Origin of the sequence: Paenibacillus piscarius, from assembly GCF_022234545.1 — a bacterium.
GTDB classification, from domain to species: Bacteria; Bacillota; Bacilli; order Paenibacillales; family Paenibacillaceae; genus Paenibacillus_AQ; species Paenibacillus_AQ piscarius.
On the sequence record NZ_JAIEUI010000006.1, the window covers coordinates 20,006 to 44,511 of the forward strand.

Below are 24,506 nucleotides of genomic sequence, written 5' to 3' on the forward strand. Positions count from 1 at the left end.
CTTTTACTTAGCCAGATATTCGATGAACTTTATAAAGATAGCAGCTACTTCAGCGCGGGTGGCGGTGGCTTGGGGGGCAAAGAGGTTGCCCGGCTTGCCTGATACAATTCCGATGCCCTGCTGTGCCTGAACGGCCTTCAACGCCCATGAGCTGATCTGACTCTCGTCCGCGAAGGACTTCGATTGACTTTCAGGTATCTCATAGCCCTTGTATTTCATGTAATTGTACAGCATCACCAGCATCTGCTCGCGTGTGAGCGGTGAATTGGGTGCAAACTGGTCTGCGTTTATACCGTTGACGATGCCGCTTTCGGCCGCCCACTCGATTGCCGCCGTGTACCACTGCCCTTCCGTCACGTCGCTAAAGCGGGAATTCGTGTAGCCGGAGCGGTTGACGTTCTCAAGATTGGCCAGTACCTGCACGTACATCGCACGCGTCATTGAGGTGCCTGGTGAGAACGCCGTGGACGTCGTGCCGTTGAAAAGACCGTATGTGTAGGCGGAGTTTACGTAGCTGTAGAACCAGTCGTCCATGTTGACATCCCTGAAAGGATTGCCGGACACCACGAGGAAGCCCAGCGGGGTGTCGTCATTGAGCACAAATTCCGTACCCTCATGGATGTTCAGCGACATGCCTTGGTCTAAGCCGGCACTCGCGCCGCCGTGTAGTGTCACTTCGGCGCTCTTGCCCGCCGGAAGGGTCACCTTTCCTTTTGAATCTATAGTCGTGCCTTCGGGTACCTTAATCTTCGTCCCGCCCTTGGTCGCAATCTCGCCGCCGCCGGGCAGGATGGTGTTGCCGTTCTTGTCCGTGACCGCGGGCTTATCCTTCGGTGTGATCACTGTATAGGTCGGCTTCAACGATCCAGTGACTGTCCCGGTGCTCGTATTGCCGGTATTGCTCATATTGCCCGAACTGCTGGTATTGCCCGTATTGCCGCTATTGCCACCAGAAGGATTGGGTGCGCTCGTTTTTCTCTGCGCGAACATCCAATCAAAGACGCCAGTGTAGTCATTGTTCCAAGCCGGCAACTTAGAGGACTGCGCCGTAGGTATAAGGCTCCACTCCTTGTTGGAACCTACATTGGACAAAGTATCCTTGTACCCTGAAATATTGTTCCACAGAACGGAAGCTTCCATCTCATGGCCGGAAGGAATCCAATTGGTTCCATTAACGGGTGCTTCCGCCTTGGTCCATTGATCATAAGGCCAAACGAATATTTCATTTCTGTCGATGAACGTGTGCCTGGCGTTGTCCAATAGGGGTATTATATTCGCTACATATGTTTCCGCCCCTGTTTTTATTGTTGAAGAATCAGTTGTGTTAACGAATGACCAGTAGGCAAAGTTTTTAAGAGTTTCGGCTTGTTTCGCGTTGATTGATGGCGGAAAAGACATAGGTGCCGCGGCTGCGAGCAAATCGGGATAGGTCGTCAAGAAAGTATTCGTATAAGCGGCTCCCATAGAGAAGCCTGCCATGTAAATACGGTTGGGGTCAACAAGTCCCTTACGTACCAGATCATCGATATAGGCCTTTAAGGTAGCGGGTGTTGCCTGAACGTTGTTTTGCGCCCGCAGAGCGATGATATGACTAGCGTATTTAGCGTTCTTCTCCATCTTTTTCATAAGCGCGGTGGCTCCGTTGGCGGACCTGATGGGCGCAAAGGTATCCCCGTCCTGGGTACCGCCGCGGGTAGAACCGTGAGCATAGATGTATAGGGGAAGCCCTTTTACCGGAGCGCCGTTGCCGTCCTTATGAATATAGAGTCCATACTGCATCGCGTCCGCTTTATCAATTTTGGGACCCACTTCAAATTTGTCGATGATTTCATTGACGGTACCTGACTGTGCGAAAGCTGACTTCACAATGGCAGCCTTGCCATCAAGCTTGATATCGCCACTGGATACAATGTTGTAATTCTGGACGGTGGATTTGGAGGCTTCCAAAGTGGACTGTCCGCCGGTTAATGTCCAAAATTCCAATTCTACAACGATGTAGCGGCCTTTAGTAAGTCCAGCTTGATAATCAGGGGAGTTCTGGCTCACACCCTTATACCCTCTGGGTCTAGGTTCATCATTGACGTATACTCTATTGACGGTGCGTGTGCCTTGATAGGCCAGATCACCGTTCAGCAGAGTATTCCTCGCCGAGACTGTAAACAGGCTTGAACTAAGGCCGGCACCCGCAGCTTCATTTCCCGCACCCAGATCGATGATGACGGCTGTGGTAAATTCTCCGGTGGCAAAGTTATCATTGTATACGATAAAGTTAAGTAACGTTGCGGCCGGATCGGGTTTGAAGGTAACATGAATTACCTTGTCATCGGTGTTCACGTTATTCAAGGTATAGGTATTGTTGGCAATCTCTACAGACTCTCCATTTACAGTTACGGTATCCACGACATAACCGCCGATCGGAGTGAATGTAAAGGATTGGCTTCCGCCGTCAGCTACCCGAATCAAGCCGGATGGCGAGATGGTGCCGTTTAATCCTGCCGTGGCGTTAACGGGGTGTCTGGTTACCGTGGGGCTCCCAAGCAGCAGTAAGCTGTTCTTGAAGCTGTCAGAACTGCCATAACCCGCGTCGGGTTTGCCTAAAGCGGATACAACCTCATAACGGTCATTCCCTGCAGCAGTTGAGTTATTGATGTATACATCAAACGTAATCGGGGAATTGCTCGTGAATTCAATCGTTCTTCTAGGTATCTTCACTTCCGCGATATACCCGGTGACGGTTCGTGTAACTGAACCGTCGCGGCCCGCAGCGGCTTGACCTGAGAAAATACCGCTTGCGCCAATACGCCACTGGTTTGAGCCGTTTTTTCCGTCACCGACATACAATTCCACGCTGTCGGTCATGTACTCCGTGCCAGGCGTGTGACCGGTGCACACATTCGGGTCTGTAACCACAACGCGTGCATACAGGAAGTCTTCGTCCCACAATACTTTGGCTTTGCCGGTGGCCTTGGGGCCTATCTTCTGGTCGGGTGCGCTACTGTTGTTGATGTCAAACGCCGCAGCTTGTTCCCACAGTTTGTCGTTTGTGCCGAGTACAGGTGAACCGTATCCGGCAACAGGCCGATGGTTTGCTGCGGTCTGCGCGAACATCCAATCAAAGACGTCAGTGTAGTCATTGTTCCAAGCCGGCAGGTTAGAGGACTGCGCTGTTGGCGCTATGCTCCACGTCCCCATCGTTATGTCATTGTAAAGAACAGCCGCTTCCACTTCATGCGCCACTGAATCACTCAGGGCAGGTGAATGGTTCGGATTCGGCTTCTGATTCGGCTGATCATATTGATTGTAAGGCCATGTAAGCGCCTCATTGCTCTCAAAGCGCGAAGCTCTCGCGTTGATCATTTTCGGCATATTGGTCGTTATGAAGTTAGCGAGGTTAGTCTGGTATACTCCAACGTTATACTCATTGATAAACATCCAATAGGCCAGATTGGTGTGAACGTAGTTGGCGTTCGCGTTCGGTGAGCCGCTTACCGGAGACATAGGTGCGGCGGACGCGAAGAAGCCGGGATAAGCGTTAACTAAGCTGTTCGTATACTGGCCGCCCCATGAGAAGCCCGCCGCGTAAATACGGTTAGGGTCTACCGCACCGCTGGCAACCAGGTCATCTATAACCTTCTTAACATTGGCGGTGGAGGGAGTACTCGTGCCATTATAGGAAATATTCAGGATATGGCTGGCGTATTTCCCGGGATCTTTTTCCATTTTCTTCATCAGAGCGACCGAGCCGTTCGCGGATTTCATGGCCGCTTTTGGGTCAGTCGCAGAGCTTGTGCCGCCGCGTCCCATGCCGTGGGTATAGACATACAGCGGCAAGCCCCGCGACACCTCACCATTTCCGTCCTTGTGAAGGTAGAGCGCGCGATTGACCGAATTGCCCGTAGGTGCTGTAAATTGGTCAAGGATCGGATTCACAACTTTGTCCTGTTCAAAAACTGCGTAGTTCAGCGGATCTCCTTCTGTCAGCACGAGCTCCCCGTTTTGGACGACGCTGTAAACCTGTTTTGTTGAGTTCATGTTGCCATCCAGCGTGATATTGCCGCCGCTCTCTGAATAGAACTCAAACTCAACTACGATATAACGGCCGCGCTCCAGTCCCTCCTGATAATCCGGCGAATGGCTTACCGTCCCCAGATAGCCGCGCACCTTCGGTTCATCATTGGCGTATACTCTAGTGATCTTGCGCGTCCCTTCAAAGGTTACCGAGTCGCCGTTCAGGGTCGTGTTCCTGGCCGAGACGGTAAACAAGTCCGGATTAAGCTTGGAGCCTTCCGCCGCCCTCCCTTCGCCTAAGTCAATGATGACAGCCGTCGTGTACTCGCCGCGGGCGAAGTTGTCATTCCATACAATAAAGGGGAGCAACTCCGCGGCCGAATCATTTTTGAATGTCACTTGAAGGGTATGGTTAGCGGCAACATTTGAAAAGGTATAAGTGCCATCATCGGATAGAGCAGCGTCCTCTCCGTCTACCTTTACGGTATCTACAATTTTGCCGTTATCGGGGGTAACCGTAAAGGCCACGTCTGAGCCGTTGGCTATTCTCAGAACATTGCCGGGTGCGTTCGGCGTTATCCGGCCGCCCGATTCCGCCGTGGCGGTAATTGAGAATCTGTCATCCGCTCCACTATCGGCAATGAGATTCAGGCTGTTTGTAAAAGAAGCAGCATTGTTGTAAGCCGCGTCCGGCGTTCCGAAACTGGAAACGACTTCATAGCGGTCACCGCCCTTTTCCGACGAGTTATTGATATATACTTCAAAGGTAAACGGGCCTGCCTGCAAGTTCAAGGTTCTTTTGGGTATTCTCATCTCCACGATATATCCGGTGTCCGTAATCTCAGTCCACGCAGCTCTGCCCGGAGCGTTCTGCCCTGAGAACACGCCCGTCGCGCTGATGCGCCATTGATTCGCACCCTGGGTTCCAGTGCCGGCATAAAACTCCAGGCCGTCGTACTGATAATCATTGCCGGGTCCCTGATATAGATTGCTGTCCTCCACGACTACACGGGCATATAGGTAATCTTCGTCCCAGAGGATCCTGGCTGTGCCTGTGGAATGGGGCCTGGGGTCGCCGGGCACAGTGCTTTTGTTGATGAGATGCTCCATGGTCAGGGCCCACAGCGGGTCGTTTGACCCGAGTTCGGGAGTGCCAAATATGGCGGTCGGCGTTTCATTGGTCTGCAAGCTTGTAAGATCTGTTGAACTGCTGTCGCTGTTAAGTGCTTCTGTATATTCGTTGTTGTCAGTGGCGGAGGCAAAGCTTGCAGGCATCAGTGACGCCACCATTAGCAAGCAGCATAGGAACGCGAGCACTCTGCCAAATCGTTTTGATATCAATGAAAATCCTCCTTTTTCGATCCGTGCACCCACGGCTCACTCATATCGTAAACACCAAGTCTTCAACAGCTTACTTCATCATAGTGGATATAATAGCGCTTTCATAATTTCCCTTTCTATAAATTTGTTGTTATTTCACCCTATGCAGAATTTCACAATTTATTCAGTGTCAATCTACAGTGTTGTTATCGAATGTTTATAGTTTCTTAATGTATACAAAATTCATAAATTCCTTCGTTTTTATACCAGTCCTTCTTCATTTGAGTCCTGTAGTATGACATACATCAGGATTACAAAGGAGCAGAACGAATGAAAAAGACGATTATGGTGAGAATACTTATAATTATTACGGCAGGGATGATCTGGATCAACTGGGGGCTTGTTTGGTCAGGTGAGCATAAACTAAACTCTACTGCTGGCAACAGCGGCTGGCAGGAAAACAAGCTTATTGCACATGCATTTGGTGGAATCAACGGTGCTAGCTACACCAATTCTTATGAGGCATTTATAACCAATTATAAAAGAGGATACCGTTTGTTCGAGGTTGACCTTGTGCAGACGACGGACGGGGAGCTTGTAGCAAGACATGATTGGTCACACAAGCTACAGCCGGATTTGACAACTCATCGCGGACAAAACGTATCCACGCTTCAGTTTGCAAATTCGCTTATAATGGGTGAATTTCACCCTTTAACACTGCCAGACATATTGAAGCTGTTGCAACAATACCCTGATTTTGACTTGATTGTGGATACAAAAGCAAACAGCAAGGAGCAAATTCAACAGCAGTTTTCGCACCTAGTCAATGAGGTGCAGCGTACGGATCCTGCACTCCTCGACAGGATCATACCTGAAATTTTCAGCCCGGAAATGTATGACGCTATTATGGGAATCTTCCCCTTTCCAAATAAAATGTACTCACTTTACAAAACTGGTGCCTCTGCCGAAAGTATAGTAGAATTCGTAAGGAACAAAAATTTCACAGCGGTTGCCATGCCTGTATACCGTGTGTATCTGAACCCTAATTTAGTCCCGGCACTAAATAAGTTTGGGGTGAAAAGTTATGTTCACACCGTCAACAGCAAGCCGGTTATGCAGATTCTATCCAGCTTCGGTGTGCATGGATTTTACACAGATCAGGAAGAAACACCGGAGGAGTTGATGCTGGCAGGCGCTTCCCCCGGCCATGACTTTATGGAATACTTGAGTTCCAGATTGGTAAATATAAGAAATGTCGTAATGAAGGTGAGAAACAATGGCTATAAATAACATTCTTGTAGTAGACGATGAACCGGAAATTCGAGAAGCACTCGTTATTTATTTAAAAAGCGAAGATGTGGATGTATTAACTGCGTCTAACGGACTGGAGGCGCTGGAAATCCTTGAGCAAGAGACCATTCATCTTATTATCATGGATAACATGATGCCACAGCTCGATGGAATCAAAACGACATTTAAAATTCGTGAAGACAAAAATATACCGATCATTATGCTATCGGCCAAGTCAGAAGATAACGACAAGATTTTGGGACTCAACGTTGGGGCTGATGATTATATTACGAAGCCGTTCAATCCTCTAGAGTTAATCGCCAGAGTCCGATCTCAACTGCGGCGGTTTACGAACTTAGGTTCTTTCCAGCCCAACGGGGAAGAGATTATTCAAGTAAGAGGACTCGTACTGAACAAAAGCTCAAAGACTGTTGAGGTAGATGGAGAGGACGTCAGATTAACTCCGAAAGAATACAAAATTTTGGAGTTGTTGATGGAGAATAAAGGTAGAGTTTTTTCGATCGAAGAGATTTATGAGCGCGTGTGGAATGAACCGATCTTCAATTCAGAGAACACGGTTGCTGTACACGTGAGGAACATTCGCGAAAAAATAGAAATCAATCCCAAAGACCCGAAATATTTAAAGGTGGTATGGGGAATTGGATACAAAATTGAGAAAAAGTAAAGCTGATCGGAAGGTTCCAATCGACCTTATTGTCATCATTGTTGCCGTTATCTTATGGGGCCTCGTATTCATAGACGGGTATTCATACCGGTCGTTGGGCTATTTAGCTTCAATTTACATTCAAGCACTGCTTGCCTTTATAATTTTATGCTTACTGGCAAGCAGACTGTTTTTTTATTTTAAGGAACCCCTCAGTAGGCGTTCCTTTTGGCATGGCAATCTGCTGATAGATTATTTTCAAATCTGGAAAACGGGCCTTAGAGCCAGTTTGCAAAACTGGAGACTAACGTTTGGCCTCATCATGATAGTTTTGCTAACCGCGATAGCCGGAATTTGTATTTGGCAGGCAACGCTGCACTACAACATATACGATCAGGGTTTGTTCATACTTTATGTATTACTATATATGCTGTTCTTGGTCCCGTATTTACTTTCCAAGCTTGGACGCTTCATGGCCATCATGAAAGGGAGTAAAGAAATTGCCGAAGGAAACATTCAGAATACGATTCAGGGAACCGGCAAGGATGTTCTATCCCAGCTTGCTGGCTATATTAACAATATGAAGGTTGGGTATCAAAGCGCGCTGGAGAATCAGATGAAGAGCGAACGGTTAAAAACGGAGCTGATTACCAATGTATCGCATGATTTGAAGACCCCGCTTACTTCTATTATCAACTATGTCGATTTATTGAAAAAAGAAGATCTGTCTACGGAAGCAACCCGAGCATATATTGAAACACTGGAGCGGAAGGCGCTACGTATGAAGCTGTTGATTGAAGACTTGTTTGAAATCTCAAAGATGGTAAGCGGTACAGTAGAACTGGATATTGAGTACGTCGATGTCGCGACATTGTTGGCACAGGCCATTGCCGAGTCCACCATCAGCAGGGAGCAAGCGTCGCCTGTGATTCGGGAGAAAATCGCAAAATTTCCGATCCATGCCCATTTGGACGGCAATAAAATTTGGCGTGTATTTGAGAATTTAATAGGCAACGCGCAGAAATATTCGCTTCCAGGAACCAGAATCTATATTTATTTGGACGAGTCCGATGATCTGGTATTATTCAAAATTCAAAACACTGCTGCTTATGAGATTAATTTTGCTGCGGAAGAATTGTTTGAACGTTTCAAAAGAGCAGATGAATCCCGCCAGACTGAAGGTTCAGGACTAGGGCTGTCCATTGTGAAAAGCATCGTTGAGCTACACGCCGGGGAAATTAAAATCGAAATTGATGGTGATCAATTCAATGTTATCTTGCATTTGCCCAAGGAGCGCTTAAATTAAGAGATCATAAAACTACGTAAGCCTCAATGCTCGCCATTACTTTGTTATTTCCTACCAGACCAACGAAAGTTCCGCTGGAAGCGTTGCGCCAGCATAATGAAATCTTGGTAGGCGTATTAGCTCTTCGCGCCTGAATATTTGCAAAGAAAAAAGACCGCTGACGCAAATGATTGCGGGCGGCCTTTTGCTGCTGTAATTGAGAAGCCATTGCGCGGTGCAAACGGCTCTTATTGGACATACTTGTTGCTGACAAGCAAGTCCTGAATCGCCTCCGTCGGAATCGTAAACTCGACAACACCCATGTAGCCAGGGGCTACATCATATTCATCGAAGCTGATGACTAGCTTGCTGTCCTGGTTAATATAGAAATTCTGGTCCTTCGTGATGCTGCGGAACAGCTCCTCCTCCGGTATATCCGGCTCGTTCCCGGACTGCTCAACCCAGTACACCTTGCCTGGGTCGTCCTTCATCTGCTGAAGCATTTGCTCTTTAATATTGTCGCTGATCACTTGAACATAGTGGTCATCGCTGAAGAGGCTTGGCAGCGTGATGACGATATGGTTGATTTTGTCAATCGTATCGTATTTGCGGGATTCGGCTGCGGATCCGGCGGATTCGACGACATAGCGCGAGAGGGTCAGCAGCCGATCCGTATCGGTGACAACTTCATAGCCGCTTTCCAGCCCGAGATGTCCTCCCCCGCTTTTTTCCAACTGGGCCACTTCATCCTTGAAGCCCTCATACAGCTTCTTATTTTCCTCTAAATACTTGGTATTTAAGGACTGCTCCAGTTCAGGATCGCCGGTCCCGGCAATGCCTGGCGTTTTCAGATGCACATCAGTCTTGTCGTTCTGTTCGGTATATTCCTGGATGGTGATCACCTTAACAATCTGCCCGAGCACAGGCACTTCAGACATCGCCTTAGCAAAGGCCGGGCTGACGTTTACGCTGGCAAACAGCAGGATGCAGGCAGCCGCAGCGCCGGCTAGCCAGGGCATAGCCTTTTGTTTTGTTCGCCTGGAGGCGATCGTTCTGTTCACCATCTCACCTAATTCATCGGGAATAGGAATGGACTCATACTCCTGCTTCATTCGATTCAGCTTATCATGCATTATCATCGCTCCTCCTATTAGCCTTCCTCACTCATGTTCACCCGAAGCTTCTGCAGCCCTTGATAGAGCCTTGTTTTGACGGTACTAAGCTTCTCGTCAAGCACTTCGGCAATTTCTTCGATCTTCATGTCTTCAAAAAAGCGGAGGATAATTAAAATACGGTATTTTTCCGGCAGCTCCTCCAGTGATCTTGCCAGATCCAGGTCGGCATAACGATCTTCATTGCTTGGCACCACGACCTCCAGTGTTTCTTCGTCCATGAGTTGGATCTTTTTCTGTTTTCGGATGAAATCTAGGGATGTGGTCACAACGATCCGGAAAAACCAGCTTTTTAGTGAACTCGTGTTCTTCAAGCTCTCAATGTTCATGAACGCCTTGTGGATGGCATCCTGCACAATGTCGAGGGCATCCTCTTTGTTGCGGACATAGCTGTAAGCCAGCCGATACGCCCTTTCCTGGTTTTCGGTGATGCATTGGATAAGAAGCTTTTCCTGCTTCCGGCCGACTCTCATTTTATCAGACACTCCTTTGGACCCGCGCGGGTAACCATCAATTGCAATTGCCTTACGGAAGCAAGACGGGCGAGTGGTTCGAAAAGTTTGATTTGCCCACAAGAAATTTCAGCCACTGTGATTTGATCTGCGATTTGGCGGGCCAATCAAGCCGCGCAACAGATAAAAGACCCCAGCTTCACCGGGGTCCCGAGCTCATTTCTGTTTACTTGCTTATTTTCGGATAGGTCTTGCGACCGAATTTATTTTTTAGTTTTTCTTTTAACTCTCCCCGACTCTGAGCCTCCAGTCATTACATCGTATGGTATTGCCCACAGGATATTCAAAATCACATTCACTGACAAGAGTGAAACCAAGTTTACGGCAAATGGCATTTGAAGCAGGATTGATAATTTTGGGAAAAGCATGGATAAATTCGTATTTCTGTTCAGCATTAATAGAAGCTATAGTTTTAGCCGTTGCTTCTGTGGCTATCCCTCTGCCCTGGAATGCTGGCAAAACACTCCATCCTATCTCATAAATAGATTCCCCTTGCCAAGACTGAACCCAATAGCCCACGCTTCCAACCACTTCAAGGCTAGGGGATAAGAGAATCTTAAACATTCGTCCTCTACCTTCTTGAGCGAGTTCTGTATAGCGCTTATTGCGACTCAGGAGTTTTTCCTCAGTTTCCGGACCTCCAAAGTGTACTGTCATCTCTAGCGAATTTAATTGGCGAAGTAAATCTAGATCCCCCTCATTCCAGAGTTCTATTATTACCTTTTGCGTATCACGTTGTTCAGTAATGTTATTCACCTCACTGTTTTATTTCCGAATCTTTATCAGTTAATAGAACTGATGTTCTTATTAGATTGTACCAGAACATTTATTCTTAATCCATCCAATTCAATGAGAAGCCCACCTTTCTGGAATCGGTGGTCTTCCCCGCGGTGCAGAAATTCATCAATCAATTATACTAAACGGTAAAAACCAGTGTACCGACGTCTTCGCCATGTGTCGGAAATATCGCCCAAGGAGGCAGCAGAACGCGTCTCAATAACGTTTCTTGATAATCTATATTTAGAACATTCCCAATAATGGATGGGGCCCGCTTCGACGAAGCGCCTACAAATAAGAAGAGGAGGACGCACACAAGAGGCGGACTCCTCTTTTCGATCGTACAACGTGCGAGAGAATCCAAAGCTTTGGTTTAACCTGTTTCTCTAGCATGCTTGACAACCTACCTATTGGTAGGTAGAATAATGATATGAAAAATATACCTAATACATTTGATGACATTCTGACTTGTGCCCGTTCTTTGATCATCACTGGTGGCTATAACAGTTTCAGCTATGCCGATATCGCCGATGTGGTGGGGATTCGTAAGGCGAGCATCCATCATCATTTTCCAAGCAAGGTCGATCTGGTTCGCACACTGGTTGCGCGATACCGGGAAGAAGCTAAAGCAGGGCTGAATTACATAGAGTCCAATGTATCCGATGCTCTTGAACAGCTTCGGTCCTACATTGGCTATTGGGAAGCCTGCATCGCGGACGCAAGTGCTCCAATATGTGTCTGTGCACTATTGGCAAGTCAACTTCCCGCCCTGCCCGAAGAGGTTGCGTTGGAAGTTAGGGCGCATTTCAGCTACCTGTCCACATGGTTGACATCTGTACTGGATCGCGGATCGAGGCTTGGGCAACTTCAACTTAGAAATACTCCCCATGCCGAAGCCGAAGCATTCATGGCGACAGTTCACGGAGCTATGCTTTCGACACGGGCCTACAGCGATCCGAATATGTTCACCTTCGTAACAGGTCCGCTGCTGGACAGACTCGCACCTCTATCGTGATTGATCCAATGGCCCACAAATGCAAGCTTCAGTCATTCGACTCATCAACTGAAATGTCTTCCTGAAAAACTCGGAGGATATTGAACTAAAAAGGAGAAGCAAAACATGTCACTAGCTCAAGCTTTATCCACAGCAAAACAGGAATTTATAGCGCACACCCCTTTGGAGATCCAAGCGAAGATGTTCCGACAAATCAAGGAGCAACAGGAGTCCGGCATAACTTACGGCCGGCAGGAGGGGCAGAGAGCCAAGGACTTCACGCTCAAAAATGCTTTGGGTGAAACGGTTAACCTTTATGATAAATTGTCCCAAGGACCTGTAGTACTCACGTTCTACCGAGGCGGATGGTGCCCGTTCTGCAACACTCAACTTAAGAGCTATCAGAAGCTTCTTCCGGATATTGTGGCTCTTGGGGGCCAACTGATCGCAATCAGCCCGCAAAGCCCCGATAACACGCTTTCCCAGCAAGAGAAAGAGGGGTTGTCCTTCGAGGTGCTTAGCGACACCAATGGTCTAGTGGCAGCCTTCTATAATATTCTTTATGATGTTCCGGACTATATCCAGAACATTATGAAACAAGCAGGAATGGACCTGGCGGAATACAACGCGATGGACCGCTGGGTTCTGCCGATTCCTTCCACCTTTATGATCGATGAATCCGGTATTATTCGATCCGCCTATGTCAACCCTGATTTTATGCAGCGGTTCGATACAGATGATATTCTGCAGGAATTGAGAAAGCTTTAAGGAATATTGGCGTAATACGCGTTATGTTGAAAAGGTGCTGCACTCTTTACTTAGAGGGCAGCAACTTTTCCTTCAGATTGGTACAAAAAAGAATAAGCCGCCATCACTCGTGCTCATTTATCAAAACTCCAATAGATCAAAAATTTTAACGAAGATCTTAGCAATGTTCTTGGCATCGTCGATCCCTCTATGGTGAGTGCCTTCAAGTGGCAGTTTCAGCAACGTCAAGGCTCTCTCCATGCCTACGCCCCGCTCTCTGCCAATCATCCTCCCGTGCTGATGCTTGAGACTGATATGGTTATCCGTCCATTCACTTGCGATTTGATGCAGTGCACAATCCTTCTGCAACTGGTTTTTATCATAAAATCCCCAGGAGCAGAGGACATGAGGTTCATTGCCTATCCACTCTTGAAATTGACGGATTGCCTCCGGAAAATACACTGCAGCATCCACATCCGTCTGAGAGATGGAGGTTAGCTGCTTGCAAAAATCAGAAAGCTGCGGGCTTAATGCAGGCTTGACAAAAATTTGGAACTCGCTCACAGTCTTCAGCTTTTCATTGAGTTTTACGGCTCCGATCTCAATAATTTCGTTTTGCCTTTTGCGGTCATTCTCCCAACAAGTAGCTTCCAGATCAAAAATGATATAGTTCATACCTGCTTCTTTTCTCTATAAGAATTCAGTTCATTATACAACACTTGTGGCATGGCCCTGAGTGTTCGGTAATTCTGTTCTTCAGGAGTAACGTCCGGTTCACTGAGCAGCCAATGTCGGGTCATATTGGAGCAGGCATAGGCATGGTAGTTCAAGGAAAATTGCAGATCTTTCAGTACAGGAGATTGCCCGCCTTGTGACAGTGAAGCCAGAAACAAATTGGCCGGGTAGGTCTGTGAATGCTCCAACAGAGAGTTTTGTCCACTGTCAATCAGGACTTTTTTATAAAATACTCTTTTCTCATTAAGCTTCTGAAAGAAAAGATAGGTGACTTTACTCCATGATTCGTTTGCGTTTTCCACCATCGCTTTGTTCAAATCAGAGGAGTAAATCCAATGGACTAATTCATATTTATCATGGAAGTGATAGTAGAATGTCTGGCGTGGAACACGGCAGTGATTGGCCAGCATGGTTACCGTGATTTTCTTAAAAGGCACATGATTTAACAGTTTAATTAAGGCTTCTGCAAACATGGTCTTCGTCATATCTTTTGTGGACATCGTTTATTCACCTTCAATTCATATTATGACAAAAGGATCGGCAACGGCAAAAAGTTTGTCACTTGCCTTCAAGTGTCTATATTGTATGAGACTTAGTTCATTATACAATGCTAATGGATTTAAGTTAATTAGCGGGGTGAATGAAGATGAAAACAAAAAATCGTGTTACAGAGATGCTTGGAATACAATACCCGATTGTACAGGCGGCAATGTCCTGGTTGACCGATGCTAAGCTTGTCGCAGCCGTATCCAATGCGGGAGGCATGGGGGTGATGGGGCCTCATGCGGGTTACCAGACGCGGCCCTCCGGTCCCGATGAAGTGGGTCAAAGGATTCGCCATGAGATTCAGAAGATTAAAGCATTGACGGAAAAGCCGTTTGCGCTAAATCTATATCTGCCTCCAGACGGCCAATCAGATCCCTATTCCCAAGCTACATTTGAGGCTGCTGTCGCGGAAGGCGTTCGATATTTTGTGACTGTTGGTTCTGTGAATAGAGCTATGGCCAGAGCAATCAAGGATAACGGCAGCATGTGGATTCATCGTGAGCTTACGCCTTCCCCGGAAGCAGCGAAAATGGCTGAGCGGCATGGTGCAGATATCCTCATTGCAACAGGGTATGATGAAGGCGGAACCATTCCCCAGAACAAAATAGGCACCTTCTCGATTGTTCCCGCGATTGTGGATGCAGTAAGTATCCCGGTTATGGCCACAGGCGGTATCAATGATATTCGTGGAGTGAGAGCGGCCTTTGCCCTTGGAGCTGAAGCGGTATATTTGGGGACACGGTTTATCGCCTCTGAAGAATGCCCTGCTGCTGAGGCGACGAAGCAGGATATTATTCAATCCAAAGGTTCAGATCTGATTATGGTATCATCGTTTTCACGCTCCACCCCGCATCAATTTGCCCGTGAGTTGGAGGCTATGTACCGCAATGGGGAATCCTCTGAAAATACCGAAAAGAGGATCAGTGAAAACGGGGGTGTGTCTAAAAGCATGCTGCATGGGAAGCTGGATGAAGGGGTCATCACAATCAATACAGCGATCGATCTGATTACTGAGGTGAAGAGCTGTAAAGCAATCATTCATGAATTGATGGCTGACTTTATGAAGGAGTAGCTTAATTGGTTGATGCAGGATCATCTTGCATGGATATCCAAACTAATTCGAATCGATAGACCCATCGCTCCGGGACTATGCCTTTTGTTATACTTTCAAGTGTAATTATATACCCACACAGAGGAGCGCAAAGACATGAACTTTTTTAAAAAGCTGTTTGGCGGCAAAACAATGGGAAAATCGGAAGACGGTACCACCATTTATGGTTATGACGCTCTGGATGAGCAGCAGATTACCCCTCCCTCCAATATTTTGTACATGGAGGATTTGAACGAACATTTCAACCGTGTCTTTCCAAACCGGGAAACCGGCGTGTTCCATGAGCTGATTTCTGACATCGTACATATTGATGTGAATATTATGGAAGCGACAGCTGATGAGCCTTACCGGGTGCTGTACACCAATGGGATGAGCGATCTGCCGCTGACCCTCCCGCAGGAGATCCGTGAGGAGTATAAGCATCTGGAACGCGCGGAGCTGATGATGTTCTTGCCGGCGGACTGGCCGCTGACGCAAGAGGATTTTGAGTCGGAAGAGAACTACTGGCCCATCCGGCTGATGAAGATGCTGGCCCGGTTCCCGCATATGTATCAGACATGGCTTGGCTACGGCCATACGATCCCCAACACGGAGGATTACGAGCCCTATGCGGATAACACGGAGCTGTCCGGCGTGATCCTGTATGCTCTGCCGGAGGAGGTCAGCACCGTCCATGCGAAGGACGGCAATCAGGTTCAGGTTTATTTCCTGGTTCCGCTATTCCGGGAGGAAATGGAGTTCAAACTAGCGTCCGGTATGGACGAGCTGATGGCCAAGCTGTTCGAGCTTCCAGAGGATTTCCTCATTCTGAATCCGAATAGACACAACGCATGTAAATAACTGCCCGGATGAACGGGTTAGAAACAGCTTTAAAAGGCTGAGCCTAAGTCAAGGATATGACTTTGGGCTCAGCCTTTTTATTTGTTAGTACCGCTCATTGATCTGCTCTCCTAACCATGCGCCTTGGCGGACAAGTCTGCGCTGCAGATCGGTGATGTCGATACTGCGCGTTTCCCGCGTGCCCGTCTTGGTCAGAATCGCCGCGGCCGTCCCGGAGGCTTCGCCCATGGCAAAGCAATTCGGCATGACCCGGGTGGAGCCTTGGGCCGCTCTATCGGTTGATATCGCTCTGCCGGCTACGATTACGTTCTGAATACCGGCCGGAAGCAAGGCGCGATAAGGAATGCCGTGCGACTCTCCCGGCGATAGACGTACCATCGTCATGCCGCTCGTAGGCTTTGCCATATGAATATCAATAAAGTAGGCATTTCGGGCAATATCGTCCGGGAACGAACGGCACGCCAGAAAATCGTCGGCGGTGACGATATAATCGCCGATGATCCGGCGGGTCTCCCGAATGCCGATCTGTTCGCCCGTCAACGTCAGGAAAGCGTTCTCAAATCCGGGAATCGCTTCCCGCAGCCAACCGGTAATGTGTTCAACAAGCGCGCGGCCTTCGATCGCTCCGCGGGTCAGATCATCCGTATTGGTGCCATCTATCCCGAAGACATGCCCGAAATTTAAGCCTGCCGTATGATTGTTCAGCCAGGAAATACCGGCCCAATCTCTGGCGACACGTAATCGCCCTTCGTGCTTCGCCTTGTTGATCGCATGCTTCAGATCATGACTGTGCGTCTCCACACTTGAGAGAAATTTGTTCCGGTCCAGGTTATTCAGGACAAAGCACATTGTCCCCGGCTGCAGCTCTCCATCATCCCCGCCTTTGGCGAACTGCCCGCCCGCAAGATAGGTGAGATCCGCATCGCTCGTGGCATCAATGTATATCTTCCCCTTCACCGCCTGGGTTCCGGTCTTGTTGTAAATGATCGCCGCTTCAAGGAAGCCGTCCTGCTGAAGAACTTGACCGACGAACGTATGATACAGCACTTTAACGCCAGCCTCCATCATCTTCTCGTCCAATATGCGCTTTAGAATTTCCGCATCAATCGGCACCCAATCCAGCCGGTCCTTCCATGCTTCCTGAAACGTCTCCTCCATCCTGCTCTTCATAGCAAGCAGGATTTCCAGCCCAATTCCACGGATTACCGGCTTGATCTGATCGGTATACGGGCAAAATGCAGGAACCTGGGAGACCGTTGCCATGCCGCCCAGGTATCCCCTTTGCTCTATCAGCAATACGGATGCCCCGTTTCTTGCCGCTGCGAGCGCTGCCGCAACTCCTGACGGTCCTCCCCCGGCAACGACAACATCCACTTCCGCGTAGACAGGAATATCGCGCTCGGGTATTTTAAGGGTTAATGCCATATCGGTCATTCTGACCACCTCCACCTGATTTCTTCCACTGCAGCTTTAGCTTACAGCACACGCGGTGAGACCGAACGCTCTTGTTTTTTTAATTCACTCGGGGCTACGCCCCAATATTTACGAAACACTCTGGCAAAATAGCTGACATCACGATATCCGGCCGCTTCTGCTGCGTCATACACCTTAACGCCGCTGTATAGGAGCTCTTTGGCATGCTCCATACTCCGCTTCAGGAGATATTCCGAAATGGACTTCCCTTCCTCCCGCTTAAAGAGCCGGCTAAGGTAAGAGGGATTGACATATAATCTTTCGGCCAGCGTGTGCAAGGTCAGTTCTTCCTTCCCCAGCATTTCCTCCACGGCCTCGATCACTTGTTTAACAAGCCGATGGCTGGAATGGTTTCGCTCGCGTTCCCGGTATTGGGTAATGCGGCTGGCCACTCTTTTAGACCATTCCACGATTTGCTCTTTGGAGAGCAGGGATTCAAAGGACAGAAACCTCAAATAATCCTCTTGCAGCACCTCCTGCATCGACCAGCCCCGCGATTGAATCATACGTGTAAATAAGCTGCTCAAATACAGCAAATGCTCATATATCTTTTGAGTCGAGACCGCTTGGGAGTATACATTCTTGAAATAGCAGTCCATCAGCTCAGCAACCGCTGCCGCGTGATCCGTATGAACCGCAATCTCCAGCTGTTTTTCGAACTCGGTGTCATAATGAAACGGCTGCTCCTTGCTGGTTACGTCCAGGTAAGGAACGAACACCTCATTTCCGTAAATGGCCCGCTCCTGCAGCGCACGGCGTGCCTGCCGGTAGGACAGCGAAACATGCTCCCATGAGCCTGGGGTCCCGAGTCCGGCGCTGGCGGTAAGCTTCAGGCACTCTTTCACAATGTTGAAGAGACGGGGAACGTGAACATTGATCCGCTGGATGATATCTGGAGCCGATTCTTCCGGTTGTCCCAAAAAGAGCAGTACGGTTGCTCCGTCCGCATCATTAAAGACCCGGCAGTCTTCATGCTGCAAACATTCAGCCGCTATGCATTCCAGCGAAAACTGCAGCAACGGCTGATCCGAAGACGTAAATCGTTCTCCTTGCTCGTGAATCGGATCGATTTCACATACGGCTACAGCAAACCAGGTGTAGAGGTCAAGCTCCAGATTCAGCTCCTCCATATGCTTCTTGAGCTCCCAGTCTGCATACCGGCCCTGTATCCAGTTTCTATAAAAATCATCCTGGAGCTGAGGCAGACGGTCACGCCATTTCCGCTGCAGCTCAATCATGCTGTGCTTTTCCATCAGTTCCTCTCGGATCTCTTCCGCAGCCGCAAGAATAGCATTCAAAATCTCATCGTCTCCGGCCGGCTTCAGCAAGTACTTCATGACGCCAAGCCCCACAGCAGCCTGCGCATACGGGAAATCGTCATGACCGCTTAAAATCACGATTTTCATGTGCGGCTCCTGCTGCAGCACCGTTTTCGCCAAGGTCAACCCGTCCATCTCCGGCATCTCGATATCGAGCAGCATGATATCCGGCTTCCTGCGCCCGATCATGGCCAGCGCTTCTAAGCCGTTCTCGGCAAGCGCGACCACTTCGATGCCATGCTCATTCCACGGTATATTATTGGCCAGACTATTCAAAATCCTGATTTCATCTTCAACAATCATGAGATTCATGTTCCGGTTCCCCTCTCTCCTCCCGGCAGCGGTCAGCCGGTAAATCGATGATCGCCGTCGTTCCGTCCCCTTCCCCGCTGACGATCTTCAATTCCGCCGTCTCCCCATAGTAAATGGCGATTCGAGCCTGGACATTGAGCAGCGCAAAAAACTCGGAGTTCTTCTCGGGAGGTGTCGTGTAATCCCCGAATCTGATTCTTGCCAGGGCCTGTTGAATCCGCATAAGCCTCGACTCTGGAATCCCTCTTCCGTTATCGGTTACCTGGATGATCAGCCGGTCATTAGCCACTTCGGTGCGAATGCTTAAGACTCCGCCTTTTTTTCGCTTCTCCAATCCATGCAATATGGCATTCTCAACCAGCGGCTGAAGCAGCAGCTTCAGAATATGCAAATGCCGGCTATCCTCAGAAGCGCAGTACTCCACCGTAAACCGCTCGGCAAAACGGATTTGCTGAATCCGAATATAGTAATGAAGGTGCTTGAACGTTTCCTCTACCGTAAACGACTCCTGCCCTTTGCTCAAACTCAGCCGGAAGAAGTTCGACAAGTTGAGCACCATCGTACTGATCTCTTCCGCTTCATAATTTTTGGCTGTCCAATAAATCGAATCCAGCGTGTTGTACAAGAAGTGGGGATTAATCTGAGCCTGCAGAAATTTGAGCTCCGTCTTGGTCATTCTGAGCTGTTGCTCATAGATGTCCTTGATCAGATGACGCTGCTGGCCCGCCGTTTCATTGAAAGCATCCGTTAAATACCCTAACTCGTCCTGCCGCCCGTTCTCCAGCCTGATATTCAGATTGCCTTTACGCAGCTGCCGCATGCCGGACACCAGTCTTGATATCGGGGAAGCAATTCCGCTGTAGATAAACCAGGCAATCCAGACGGCAAGGACGACGCTGAGTGCAATAATGCAGTAGGAGAAAATTTGCAGCGGCCTCGACTTATCATAAATCTCATGCTCGGGCTGGATCAGCAGCAGCGACCATCCGCTTCGCGGAGAATTCACCCGCAGAATCAATTGCTTCTCATCCGTTTCCGGGGTTTCCCGGACAAACACACTCCCTGGCTGGACGTCCCTCCATTCGAAAGACAACGTTTCTGCAGGAGCATTCGATACGATCAACCGCTCTCGGGCATCAAACAGATAGACCTTGGAGCTGCTGTTCGCCAGCAAATGGGACAACGAGCGGAGCAACTGATTCTTCGAAATGGACAGCATGAGGACATTTTCGCCTTTTTCGCCGCGATAGAAATCCATAAGTCTCATCATAATAAGCTGATTCCGGTTATAGATAGGATCCGGGATTCCGGACAAATTTTCTTCATGGCGTTCTGACAAGTAGTATATGCTTGCGCCATTTGCCTTCAGAGCCTCACCGTACCAGGGTTCAGGGCCTTGGGATTCACGATGCAGCAGCCCGAGCTTTGTTGAGATCAACGAGTTGGAAGGACGATGATAAATCATGGTGTCGCTTAAATATTCATTGACCATGGTTATATTTGTAATCTCTTTCATGACACGCGTGAAGTCCATAATTGCCCCGGAGGTCAGGGTCTTCTCCTGATGGGACAGCAGGGCGGATAAATTGGTATCCGTTGCGATCAAGGTGGACAGATTATGGATGCTCTTTAAGGTCAGGTCAACAAACTCCAATGCAGAGTTCATGGCACTGAGCGTGCGTTCGCCAAGCTCCTGCTCCAAAATCCGCTGAGACTTTACATTGGCAAACATACTGAACGCCACCAGCGGCAGCAGGATGAGAAGAAAATAACAGGTAAGCCTAAACTGAATCGACTGCTTCAAGACGTTGCGGAATTGCGTCAGCCACTTCATACGATTCCCCCACGATTCTGCATGTCTTCATTATAGCTTAGACCCTGTTATCCGTCCTGTTCATTGCCCGTTGACTTCCTTCGTCATTTCCTCGCCGCCGTTTTTCTTCCAGTCTTCAACAAATTGATCAAAGCTGTCTACTGGCTGCTGGCCTATGATGATTTTCGTGAATGCTTCGACCTCCATCTTGGACAGCTTAGGCCCGTATTTACCCATTCCTGGCGTCGGTACGCCCAGATATTGATTACGGATGGCAACCTCGTTAATCTTGTCGACAATCTCATTCAGCTTAAACTCCATACCGAGCGAGTCCAGACGCTCTCTGGATACTTTAGAATTGAACGGTACAATCGCTTCGCCGAGCGTTAGCCGGTAAATATGCTTGTTGTGCTCATCAAAATTCGTAACCACCTTCCCGTCCTCCATATTCCATACCTCGCCCTCAAATCCGAGCATGAGTGTGCGGTATCCGTCTCCGATCATGAAATCCATCATCTTAATGACAGCCTCCGGATGCTTGCTCGTAACCGGAATCACATTAAACCCGGCAACATAGCTGTTGCCCCAGGTTCCCTGCTTCCCGTCAGGTCCGGTAGGGTATTCGAGGGTAATCCACTCTGCATTGGGATCATTTTTCTGGTTGGTCAGGATCGGGCCGCGGGTATCATACCAGTTCCCGGAGAACAGGCCCACTTTGCCGCTGGCGACTTTCTCGTCAACATTAGCCATCTTATTTAGAGCCCACTCGGGATCAATCAGCTTCTCCTTATAGAGCTCGGCAAGATAGCGTAGTGCTTCCTTCATTTCCGGCAGTGTGCTGGAATTCACCAATTGCCCGTCCCCTTCAGTCCATTGGCCCCGCTGGATTCCCCATGCTCCAATAAACGGAGCTACTCTGCCGAGGTTTTCCTGCAGGATCAGGCCAAACGTATCATCTTTGCCGTTTCCGTCCGGATCATCCTGCGCAAAAGCGCGAATTACCTCTTTGTATTCTTCCAGCGTTGTCGGCGGCTTGAGGCCCAGACGGTCCAGCCAATCCTTGCGTGCAAACATGATTTCATTGCCCGGGATCGGGTTCAGGCTGGGAATCGCATAGATTTTTCCGTCCACGGTGACGACCTTCCAGGCTTCCTCCGGGATACTTTTCTTCAGATTGGGACCGTATTCGTCGATTAAATCATTCAGAGGGGTAAGGGCTTTCTGCCGGACATAGCTTTCGAACCAATTGGCGTCATAGGACAGGAGCATATCCGGCAGATCATCGGAGGCCATAATCACGTTCAGGGCATCCCCGTAACCGTCGGCAGGAGGCGTGATCAGCTTGATGTCCAGGCCCGTGTTCTTGCGGATGTAATCAATATAAGGATTATTGTTCTCGTCCATGCCCTGCGGGAACTTCCGTCCGGCATTGCTTAATACGATATCAATGGCCTGGCGTTCTTCCTTCCCTTCGGCTCCTTCCCCCTTCGAGCCGGATGAACACGCGGACACCAGCAGCATGGAGGTCACCGCCAGAATGGATACGGATCTTTGTACAAAGATTGAGACTTTCATATGACAATCCCCTCTCTTTTCATGTTACATGCAGTTCTAGCCTTTCACGGATCCAAGCATAATCCCTTTGACAAAATGCTTCTGCAGAAACGGATACACGATCAGGATCGGAACTGTGCTGGCAATCAGCGCCGCAGCCTTCAACGACTCGAGGGCCAGCAGGGTGCTGTCGATATTGGCGGAGTACCCGTTGTTATTGCTGATGTTCGATTGATTGAACATGATCAGCTCACGCAGATACACCTGCAGCGGGAAGAGGTTCCGGTCCGTCACATACAGGACGGTGTCAAAGAAGGCATTCCAATGTCCGACCGCATGGAACAAGGTAATGGTTGCAATGACCGGCATAGATAACGGAACGACGATCCGGACGAGCGTTCCGATATTGGAGGAGCCGTCAATCTTGGCGGATTCCTCCAATTCGGGCGGCACGCCTTGAAAGAAATTTCTCATAATAATAACATTGAACGCGCTAACCGCTCCAGGAATGATATAGACCCAGAAGGAATTCAGCAGCCCGGTCGCTTTTACGACCAGAAAGGTTGGAATCATGCCCCCGTTGAACAGCATCGTGAACACAATCAGGAACATGATCGCTGATCGTCCTGTAATATAAGCCTTGGACAGCGGATAGGCCAGCATACAAGTGATCACCACATTCAAGAGTGTGCCGATGACCGTGCGCAGCATACTGACCTTGAAGGCATTCACAAAAGCATGCTCGCTCAGCACCTTCACATACGCTTCGAAACTGAAATCTACAGGCCATAACGTCACCCTGCCGGAGGTTATCGCCTGATGACTGCTGAAAGACTGGGCCACGATATGCAGGAATGGCAGGAGCGCAAGCAGAGCAATGAAACCCAGGATCAGGTGATTAATCCTCGATGCCAGGCGTTCCCCCCTGGTAAGTCTCATAGATTCACCCCCTCTACCATAAGCTGTCCTGGCCAAGCTTTCTGGCGGCTTGGTTGGCGAGGACGACCAATATCAGACTGATGACCGATTTGAACAATCCGACAGCGGTAGTAAAGCTGAATTGGCCCTGCGTAATTCCGGTCCGGTAGACATAAGTCTCGATAACATCGGCCACATTGTACACCAGCGGATTGTAGAGCACAAAGATCTGTTCGAAGCCGACATCCAGAACGCTCCCGAGGCGCAGGACGAACAGGATCACGATGGTCCCGATGAGCGATGGCAGGGTAACGTGAATCAGCTGCTTCCATTTGCCCGCACCGTCTACGACAGCGGCCTCGTAGATCTGCGGATCGATCGAGGCCAGCGCAGCCAGATAGATAATGGCCCCCCAGCCCGCTTCTTTCCAGATATCGCTGACCACAAGCACTGTTCTGAACCATTCCGGACTGCCCAGGAAGAAGACCGGCTCCAAACCGAGCATCCCCAGAAACTGATTAACGATTCCCGTTGCCGGGGACAGCACGTTGATCAGAATACCTCCGATGATGACCCAGGACAGAAAATGCGGTAAATAGACCAGCGTCTGGACCCCGCGCTTGTACAGCATGTGCCGGACTTCATTCAGCATCAGGGCCAGGATGATCGGACCCGGAAATCCCCAGATCAGCTTGTATAAGCTGATCAGCAGCGTATTTTTGAATACCGTGTAAAACTCGCTGTCCATAAACATATTTTTAAAATGCGCAAGTCCCACCCATTCACTGCCGCGGATGCCGGCAAAGGCGTTGAAATCCTGAAAGGCAACAATGATACCTCCCATTGGCACATATTTGAAAATGATAAAATACGCAAGTCCCGGCAGCATAATCAGGTATAAGTCCCAGTACTTTTTCAGGGCTTGAAACCGCTCCCATTTTTCCGTACGAAGGGGATGTTTCCCGGGCTGCCGGTCCGCCGCTACCAAATCTGAATCCATAGGCTACCTCCTTTACCCTTAGTCATAATCTCTTATCCGTGTGACATCCTCATTGTACCTGCCGTTTGGCATTTGCTTTAAGGGCATTTGCATGACCTTTTAGGTGAATTTCTTGA

Annotated in this window: 19 protein-coding genes; 7 read left to right on the forward strand and 12 right to left on the reverse strand. The window is 48.9% G+C overall.

Annotated elements, in window-relative coordinates; genetic code table 11:
- Positions 1–3: 3 nt before the first annotated feature.
- A complete protein-coding gene (locus K1558_RS12180; RefSeq protein ID WP_238651854.1) occupies positions 4–5,349 on the reverse strand; it encodes a sugar-binding protein in 5,346 nt (1,781 codons plus the stop codon).
- 309 nt (positions 5,350–5,658) lie between these two features.
- On the opposite strand from K1558_RS12180, the gene K1558_RS12185 reads away from it, so the two are divergent.
- From K1558_RS12185 to K1558_RS12195, 3 genes are read left to right on the forward strand one after another with little or no spacing between them, the layout of a single operon-like run.
- Positions 5,659–6,618: a phosphatidylinositol-specific phospholipase C/glycerophosphodiester phosphodiesterase family protein gene (locus tag K1558_RS12185; RefSeq protein WP_238651855.1), complete on the forward strand. Its 960-nt coding sequence runs from the start codon at positions 5,659–5,661 to the stop codon at positions 6,616–6,618.
- Complete coding sequence (locus tag K1558_RS12190; RefSeq protein WP_238651856.1) at positions 6,605–7,303, forward strand: response regulator transcription factor; 699 nt, start codon at positions 6,605–6,607, stop codon at positions 7,301–7,303. Before K1558_RS12185 ends, K1558_RS12190 begins: the two co-directional genes overlap by 14 nt.
- Positions 7,278–8,588: a sensor histidine kinase gene (locus tag K1558_RS12195; RefSeq protein ID WP_238651857.1), complete on the forward strand. Its 1,311-nt coding sequence runs from the start codon at positions 7,278–7,280 to the stop codon at positions 8,586–8,588. Before K1558_RS12190 ends, K1558_RS12195 begins: the two co-directional genes overlap by 26 nt.
- Positions 8,589–8,815: 227 nt before the next feature.
- Here the strand turns inward: K1558_RS12195 and rsiV are convergent, their stop codons facing one another.
- The 3 genes from rsiV to K1558_RS12210 all read right to left on the reverse strand — a co-directional run bounded on the left by rsiV (position 8,816) and on the right by K1558_RS12210 (position 10,998).
- Entirely contained in the window at positions 8,816–9,700 is an 885-nt protein-coding gene (gene rsiV / locus K1558_RS12200) for an anti-sigma-V factor RsiV (RefSeq protein ID WP_238651858.1), read from the reverse strand.
- A gap of 17 nt (positions 9,701–9,717) precedes the next feature.
- Entirely contained in the window at positions 9,718–10,212 is a 495-nt protein-coding gene (locus tag K1558_RS12205; RefSeq protein ID WP_238651859.1) for an RNA polymerase sigma factor, read from the reverse strand.
- Between the two features lie 261 nt (positions 10,213–10,473).
- Complete coding sequence (locus K1558_RS12210) at positions 10,474–10,998, reverse strand: GNAT family N-acetyltransferase (RefSeq protein ID WP_238652058.1); 525 nt, start codon at positions 10,996–10,998, stop codon at positions 10,474–10,476.
- Between the two features lie 460 nt (positions 10,999–11,458).
- Between K1558_RS12210 and K1558_RS12215 the strand changes: the two genes are divergently transcribed.
- Positions 11,459–12,043: a TetR/AcrR family transcriptional regulator gene (locus K1558_RS12215; RefSeq protein WP_238651860.1), complete on the forward strand. Its 585-nt coding sequence runs from the start codon at positions 11,459–11,461 to the stop codon at positions 12,041–12,043.
- Positions 12,044–12,148: 105 nt separating this feature from the next.
- Entirely contained in the window at positions 12,149–12,790 is a 642-nt protein-coding gene (locus K1558_RS12220) for a peroxiredoxin-like family protein (protein WP_238651861.1), read from the forward strand.
- A gap of 120 nt (positions 12,791–12,910) precedes the next feature.
- Here K1558_RS12220 and K1558_RS12225 read toward each other — a convergent pair whose 3' ends face one another.
- Together K1558_RS12225 and K1558_RS12230 are read right to left on the reverse strand one after the other, a co-directional pair.
- Complete coding sequence (locus tag K1558_RS12225; protein WP_238651862.1) at positions 12,911–13,444, reverse strand: 3'-5' exonuclease; 534 nt, start codon at positions 13,442–13,444, stop codon at positions 12,911–12,913.
- Positions 13,441–14,004: a TetR/AcrR family transcriptional regulator C-terminal domain-containing protein gene (locus K1558_RS12230; RefSeq protein ID WP_238651863.1), complete on the reverse strand. Its 564-nt coding sequence runs from the start codon at positions 14,002–14,004 to the stop codon at positions 13,441–13,443. Before K1558_RS12230 ends, K1558_RS12225 begins: the two co-directional genes overlap by 4 nt.
- 140 nt (positions 14,005–14,144) lie before the next feature.
- Here K1558_RS12230 and K1558_RS12235 point away from each other — a divergent pair, with 140 nt between their 5' ends.
- Both K1558_RS12235 and K1558_RS12240 read left to right on the forward strand, forming a co-directional pair.
- A complete protein-coding gene (locus tag K1558_RS12235; RefSeq protein WP_238651864.1) occupies positions 14,145–15,122 on the forward strand; it encodes an NAD(P)H-dependent flavin oxidoreductase in 978 nt (325 codons plus the stop codon).
- A 135-nt stretch (positions 15,123–15,257) separates the two neighbouring features.
- Positions 15,258–16,001 carry a suppressor of fused domain protein gene (locus tag K1558_RS12240; RefSeq protein WP_238651865.1) on the forward strand — a complete coding sequence of 248 codons (744 nt, stop codon included), beginning with the start codon at positions 15,258–15,260 and terminating at the stop codon, positions 15,999–16,001.
- An 84-nt stretch (positions 16,002–16,085) separates the two neighbouring features.
- Here K1558_RS12240 and K1558_RS12245 read toward each other — a convergent pair whose 3' ends face one another.
- The 6 genes from K1558_RS12245 to K1558_RS12270 are packed head-to-tail and all read right to left on the reverse strand — an operon-like array spanning position 16,086 to position 24,390.
- The gene (locus K1558_RS12245; protein ID WP_238651866.1) at positions 16,086–17,435 is read right to left on the reverse strand and encodes an FAD-dependent oxidoreductase; all 1,350 of its coding nucleotides are present in this window, start codon (positions 17,433–17,435) and stop codon (positions 16,086–16,088) included.
- 41 nt (positions 17,436–17,476) lie between these two features.
- On the reverse strand, positions 17,477–19,105 hold the full coding sequence (locus K1558_RS12250; RefSeq protein ID WP_238651867.1) for a response regulator: 1,629 nt from the start codon (positions 19,103–19,105) through the stop codon (positions 17,477–17,479).
- On the reverse strand, positions 19,086–20,939 hold the full coding sequence (locus K1558_RS12255; protein ID WP_238651868.1) for a sensor histidine kinase: 1,854 nt from the start codon (positions 20,937–20,939) through the stop codon (positions 19,086–19,088). Before K1558_RS12255 ends, K1558_RS12250 begins: the two co-directional genes overlap by 20 nt.
- 60 nt (positions 20,940–20,999) lie before the next feature.
- A complete protein-coding gene (locus K1558_RS12260; RefSeq protein WP_238651869.1) occupies positions 21,000–22,493 on the reverse strand; it encodes an extracellular solute-binding protein in 1,494 nt (497 codons plus the stop codon).
- A 36-nt stretch (positions 22,494–22,529) separates the two neighbouring features.
- The gene (locus K1558_RS12265; protein WP_238651870.1) at positions 22,530–23,411 is read right to left on the reverse strand and encodes a carbohydrate ABC transporter permease; all 882 of its coding nucleotides are present in this window, start codon (positions 23,409–23,411) and stop codon (positions 22,530–22,532) included.
- Between the two features lie 13 nt (positions 23,412–23,424).
- Positions 23,425–24,390: an ABC transporter permease gene (locus K1558_RS12270; protein ID WP_238651871.1), complete on the reverse strand. Its 966-nt coding sequence runs from the start codon at positions 24,388–24,390 to the stop codon at positions 23,425–23,427.
- Between the last annotated feature and the right edge of the window lie 116 nt (positions 24,391–24,506).

What these genes read in the sequence shown, in the direction of transcription:
- K1558_RS12185 (WP_238651855.1), top strand. Translation starts at nt 5,659, where the DNA reads ATGAAAAAGACGATTATGGTGAGAATACTTATAATTATTACGGCAGGG.
- K1558_RS12190 (WP_238651856.1), top strand. Translation starts at nt 6,605, where the DNA reads ATGGCTATAAATAACATTCTTGTAGTAGACGATGAACCGGAAATTCGA.
- rsiV (WP_238651858.1), bottom strand. Translation starts at nt 9,700, where the DNA reads ATGCATGATAAGCTGAATCGAATGAAGCAGGAGTATGAGTCCATTCCT.
- K1558_RS12205 (WP_238651859.1), bottom strand. Translation starts at nt 10,212, where the DNA reads ATGAGAGTCGGCCGGAAGCAGGAAAAGCTTCTTATCCAATGCATCACC.
- K1558_RS12215 (WP_238651860.1), top strand. Translation starts at nt 11,459, where the DNA reads ATGAAAAATATACCTAATACATTTGATGACATTCTGACTTGTGCCCGT.
- K1558_RS12220 (WP_238651861.1), top strand. Translation starts at nt 12,149, where the DNA reads ATGTCACTAGCTCAAGCTTTATCCACAGCAAAACAGGAATTTATAGCG.
- K1558_RS12225 (WP_238651862.1), bottom strand. Translation starts at nt 13,444, where the DNA reads ATGAACTATATCATTTTTGATCTGGAAGCTACTTGTTGGGAGAATGAC.
- K1558_RS12230 (WP_238651863.1), bottom strand. Translation starts at nt 14,004, where the DNA reads ATGTCCACAAAAGATATGACGAAGACCATGTTTGCAGAAGCCTTAATT.
- K1558_RS12235 (WP_238651864.1), top strand. Translation starts at nt 14,145, where the DNA reads ATGAAGATGAAAACAAAAAATCGTGTTACAGAGATGCTTGGAATACAA.
- K1558_RS12240 (WP_238651865.1), top strand. Translation starts at nt 15,258, where the DNA reads ATGAACTTTTTTAAAAAGCTGTTTGGCGGCAAAACAATGGGAAAATCG.
- K1558_RS12245 (WP_238651866.1), bottom strand. Translation starts at nt 17,435, where the DNA reads ATGACCGATATGGCATTAACCCTTAAAATACCCGAGCGCGATATTCCT.
- K1558_RS12250 (WP_238651867.1), bottom strand. Translation starts at nt 19,105, where the DNA reads ATGAATCTCATGATTGTTGAAGATGAAATCAGGATTTTGAATAGTCTG.
- K1558_RS12255 (WP_238651868.1), bottom strand. Translation starts at nt 20,939, where the DNA reads ATGAAGTGGCTGACGCAATTCCGCAACGTCTTGAAGCAGTCGATTCAG.
- K1558_RS12260 (WP_238651869.1), bottom strand. Translation starts at nt 22,493, where the DNA reads ATGAAAGTCTCAATCTTTGTACAAAGATCCGTATCCATTCTGGCGGTG.
- K1558_RS12265 (WP_238651870.1), bottom strand. Translation starts at nt 23,411, where the DNA reads ATGAGACTTACCAGGGGGGAACGCCTGGCATCGAGGATTAATCACCTG.
- K1558_RS12270 (WP_238651871.1), bottom strand. Translation starts at nt 24,390, where the DNA reads ATGGATTCAGATTTGGTAGCGGCGGACCGGCAGCCCGGGAAACATCCC.